The 4,855-nt window shown below is 57.2% G+C and carries 3 protein-coding genes; all 3 read right to left on the bottom strand.

Features of this window, described 5'->3' with window-relative positions; all coding sequences use genetic code 11:
- Positions 1 to 680: 680 nt before the first annotated feature.
- A complete protein-coding gene (gene hutI / locus LIO98_RS13450) occupies positions 681 to 1,928 on the bottom strand; it encodes an imidazolonepropionase (RefSeq protein ID WP_291958204.1) in 1,248 nt (415 codons plus the stop codon).
- On the bottom strand, positions 1,925 to 2,848 hold the full coding sequence (gene ftcD, locus LIO98_RS13445; protein WP_066744658.1) for a glutamate formimidoyltransferase: 924 nt from the start codon (positions 2,846 to 2,848) through the stop codon (positions 1,925 to 1,927). Before ftcD ends, hutI begins: the two co-directional genes overlap by 4 nt.
- 196 nt (positions 2,849 to 3,044) lie before the next feature.
- Positions 3,045 to 4,571: a histidine ammonia-lyase gene (gene hutH / locus LIO98_RS13440; protein WP_291958201.1), complete on the bottom strand. Its 1,527-nt coding sequence runs from the start codon at positions 4,569 to 4,571 to the stop codon at positions 3,045 to 3,047.
- Positions 4,572 to 4,855 lie beyond the last annotated feature (284 nt).

Raw genomic sequence — 4,855 nt, 5'->3', positions numbered from 1 at the left:
GGCGGTGTTTTTTCGCCGAGACTGAAGGAGTGTTGCTCTGTTTGGCGCGGGAACCACGCCAAACAGAGCCCGCGGCAAAAGCCGCGGGAGAACCTAAGGTCAACTCTCCCTCACCCCGCTTCGCGGGGAGCTCCCTCTGAGAGGGAGCCGAAAATCTGTGCTAAACCGCAATTTACGATTTATCGTTTAGCATATTGAAACTATTACGCAGTGTGCCCTTGTCTTGTCTCTCCAGCCTCCGAGCCGGAGACCATCGGCGTGTCCTGGTTTTCCGCGTCTCGTAAGGCAAAAACAAAATCCCAAGCCTCTGGCCCCCGGGTTAAGCCCGGGGTGACAAAACAAAGCTAAACCTCTGTTTATCTCTTTTTTCTGCCAGGGAGATCGGCGTTTATACGCGCCATACAAAAAGAGCGGAACCCCTAAGGAGCCCCGCTCTCAAGTATCTCTTTATAAACTCTTACTTATGTTTAGGCGACCTTTTCCCCGAGCTTGTAGACCTCTTCGACGGAGGTCGAACCGGCGTGGTAGGCGAGGGTCGTCGGGGTGACAAAACAAAGCTAAACCTCTGTTTATCTCTTTTTTCTGCCAGGGAGATCGGCGTTTATACGCGCCATACAAAAAGAGCGGAACCCCTAAGGAGCCCCGCTCTCAAGTATCTCTTTATAAACTCTTACTTATGTTTAGGCGACCTTTTCCCCGAGCTTGTAGACCTCTTCGACGGAGGTCGAACCGGCGTGGTAGGCGAGGGTCGTCGGCGTCTCGCCGTCGAGGACGACGAAGTCTGCCTGTTTTCCGGCCTCAAGGCTGCCCAGCTTTTTCGCGCGGTTTATCGCGTAGGCGGCGTTGAGCGTCGTCGCGGTGAGGGCCTCTTCTATCGTGAGGTCCATGTTCATCACGCCGAGTCCGAAGATGAAAGGCACCGATTCGCAGAAGCAGGAGCCGGGGTTGCAGTCGGTGGCCATCGCCACCGGCACGCCCCAGTCTATCATCTGCCGTCCCTGCGCGTAGGGCTTCTTAAGGCTGTAGGCCGTCGCCGGCAGCAGTACGGCGATAGAACCGGCCTTGCCCATCGCGCGCAGGTTATCCTCGCTCGCCGCGAGAAGATGTTCCGCGGAACGGGTCGCCAGCTCAGCCGCAAGCCCAGCGCCGCCGAGGTCGTGGACTTCGTCGGCGTGGATCTTCGTGTCAAAGCCCATCGCCTTCGCCGCCTTCAGCAGCCTGCGGCTCTGATTGACGGAGAATACGCCCTCTTCGCAGAAGACGTCGCAGAATTCGGCGATGCCCTGAGCCTTTATCTTCGGCAGCATCTCGCCGATGAGTATCTCGTCGACAAAACGGTCGGCCTCGTTCTTCCACTCCTGCGGCACGGCGTGAGCGCCCATGAAGGTGGGGACCACGTCAAGCGGCGTCTCAAAGCTGACGCGGCGGATAACTTCAAGCATCTTAAGCTCCAGGTCGAGGCTCAGCCCGTATCCGCTCTTGATCTCGATCGTCGTCGTTCCCTTGGCGAGCGCCGAAAGAGCGAGCGTCTTCGTCATTTCGAAGAGCTCTTCTTCCGCCGCGCCCTTCACGGCGTTGACGGAGGAGAGTATGCCGCCGCCGCGCTTAAGTATCTCAAGGTAGGGCAGTCCGGCAAGGCGCATCCCAAATTCGTCCTCGCGGCGTTTCGCAAAGCAGAGGTGGGTGTGCGGGTCGACGAAGCCGGGAATGACGCAGGCGCCGCCGAAATCTTTTTCAAAACAGAGCTGCGAACGGTCGAGACCCTTCGTCACCTCTTCCTCGGCCCCGATCTTTTCGATGAGGCCGTCGGCGACGAGCATCGCGCCATTCTTTATCTCGGAGATTTTCGCCTGTTCAGCTCCCGCAAGCGGCTTACCACCGTCAACGGGAGTGAATATGCGCATGTTCCGATATAGCTTTTTCATTATTCCGCCTTTTCGCCCATCAGGTCGAGAAGCTGAAGCTCAAGCACCTGCGCGGGATCGAAGTCTGCGATCTGGAGGTAGTAGGCGGCGCTTTCAAGTATCGCGTTCACAGGGATCATGCCGTAGACCTCGGTCTCGATGACCTGTACGCCCCAGCGTTTCGCCTCCATGCGGATCATTTCAAGCACGCGGTAGAGCGAGTTCTTTTCGTAGTCAACAAGGTTCATGCTGACCTGGGTGATGCCGCGCTCCTCAAGCGCGAGGCCAATGCCCTTAACGTGGCAGAATCCGCCCGATGAGGCGCGTACGGTGTTGGCGATCTTCTTCGCGACGTTTACGTCGGCGGTGTCAAGGTTGACGTTGAAGGCGACGAGGAACTTGCGCGCACCGATAACGGTCGCTCCCGCGGTGGGGTGGAGGCAGGCTTCGCCGACATCGGGCTTGCGGTCGGGGTTGGTCTTCGCCTCGTCCTTGAGCACCTCGTACTGCCCTTTGCGGATGACTTCGAGGCGCTTCCTCTCGGGGCGCTTCGCGGCGTCCTCGTAGAAATAGACGGGGATGCCGGTCTCTTTATAGTAACGCTCGCCAAAATCATGCGCGAGCTTGATGCATTCTTCCATCGTGATGCCCTTGATCGGGGTGAAGGGCACGACGTCGACGGCGCCGATGCGCGGATGGCCGCCCTGGTGGGCGTTCATGTCGATGTGCTTCAGCGCGACCTTCGCCGCCTCAAGAAGCGCCTCCTGGATCGGCGCGGGAACGCCGACAAGGCTCACGACGAGACGGTTATGGTCTTCGTCCGCGCGGTGATCGAGGAGATAGACCCCGCGTTTGCCCTTAAAACAATTCACTATTTCATCTATTACATCCTGTCTTCTGCCTTCGCTGAAGTTTGGTACACATTCGATCAACTGCATTGCCATAACTGATTCCTGCCTTTCAGATTTTTATTGACGCCGCCGACTCCCGGCTGAGTTTAATTTACCGCCAGCCGCTCGTATGTGTCAAGCGGCGGAGATACGAGCCGGCGCCGAACAATCTGCGGGACGTCAATAAAACGTCAATAAAATACCGTGGATTGAAGGGCGCCGGATTCATAACGCGATTATTAAAAAACGCTTACTTAAGTTCGCCGATGGCCTCTTCCACTGCCTTGACGACCGTGCCGTTTTCCACCAGCTCCAGCGACTTCAGAAGCAGCGGCTGCATGAACTGGTCCTTTTCATAGAAGGGAACGTGCTTGCGGAATTCCTTGAAGGCCGCCCCGGAACCCTTGCCGGGCTTCAGAGGCGCGCGGAAATCCATGCCCTGCGCGGCGTTCACCATCTCGACGGCAATGACGCGGTTGGTGTTGTCGAGGATCTGGCGGCCCTTGCGAGCGCTGTATCCGCCCATCGAAACATGGTCTTCCTGGTTCGCGGAGGTCGGTATCGAGTCGACGACCGAGGGGTGGGCGAGGACCTTGTTCTCCGATACGATCGCCGCCGCCGTGTACTGCGGGATCATGAAACCGCTGTTGACGCCGCTGTCGGAGACAAGGAACGGGGGCAGATCGGAGAGCTTGTGGTCCACGAGACGCGCGACGCGGCGCTCGGAGATGCTGGCGAACTCGGCGGCGGCGATACCGAAGAAATCCATCGCCATAGCCATCGGCTGTCCGTGGAAGTTGCCGCCGCTGATCGCGTCGCCGTCCTTATGGAAGATGATGGGGTTGTCGGTAACGGAGTTGATCTCTATTTCGACCTTTTCCTTCACATATCCGATGGCGTCGCGGCTCGCGCCGTGCACCTGCGGCAGGCAGCGCAGCGAATAGGCGTCCTGTACGCGGTCCTTTTTGAAGGCCTCTATTATCTCGCTGCCCTCGATGAGACGGCGGATATTTTCCGCGACGACGCCCTGACCAACCTGGGGGCGAAGGTCGTGCGTGCGCCTGTCAAAGGCGTAGGGAACGGCGTGGAGCGCCTCAGCCGACATTGAGGCGGCGACGTCGGCGTTCTTCATCATATTCATCGCGTCGACGATGCAGAGCGCCGCCACGGCGTTCATGACCGTCGTACCGTTGTTGAGGGCAAGTCCCTCCTTCGGCTGAAGCTCGACGGGCTTCATGCCGACCTTGGCGAGCACCTCGGAGGCGGACATCTTCTGTCCTTTATAGATCACATCGCCATGTCCGATGAGTGAGATCGCCACATGCGAGAGGGGGCAGAGGTCGCCGCTCGCGCCGACGGAGCCCTGGGTGGGGACGACGGGATGGATGCCGAGGTTCAGATAGTCGACCATCTGCTGCAGCGTCTCAAGGCTGATGCCCGAGAAGCCGCGGGTGAGAGTATTGATGCGGAGAAGCATGATGGCGCGGACGACGTCTTCGGGGTACGGCTCGCCGTAGCCGCAGGCGTGACTCAGAAGAAGGTTCTCCTGGAGCTGGCGTCCTTTATCGCGGGGGATGACCACCGATGCGAGGTCTCCGAAGCCGGTAGTGATGCCGTAGACGACGCGGCCCTCCTTCACCCATTCGCTTACGGATGCCGCGCATTCTTTGATCTGTTCCTTGGCCTCGGGTGCGATCTCCACCTTGTAGCCTTTACGGGCAACGTTCACGACGTCCTGCAGGGTCAGCGATTTTCCGTCCAGATGTACTGTTGTCATTGTCAAACTCCTCCTTAGAAAATTAATTTTTGTCTCAAATATTTCCCATTTTGTGTTATAATTATCAGTAATGAATAAAACTTTTGAAAATTTGATGAAAATATGATGCTTTCGCACTTTAATACTTTTCAATCCTAAATCTTTGCGCTACAATAAGTATAGTCTGAAAATCATTTACGTCAAGGAATAATTTTGTGAAATATCAATAAAAAGAATGGAGCTGACAGTTATGCATGACGCATCAGGTAAGGCGCTGGAACTGAGACTGGAATTTCCGAACGGAC

Source organism: Cloacibacillus sp. (assembly GCF_020860125.1).
Classification (GTDB): Bacteria; Synergistota; Synergistia; order Synergistales; family Synergistaceae; genus Cloacibacillus.
Note: the sequence above shows the minus strand (reverse complement) of the source record. Positions and strands in the feature narration are given on the sequence as shown.

Bases quoted from the DNA above. Each gene is read 5' to 3' on its own strand.
- ftcD (WP_066744658.1), bottom strand. From the start codon at position 2,848: ATGGCAATGCAGTTGATCGAATGTGTACCAAACTTCAGCGAAGGCAGA.
- hutH (WP_291958201.1), bottom strand. From the start codon at position 4,571: ATGACAACAGTACATCTGGACGGAAAATCGCTGACCCTGCAGGACGTC.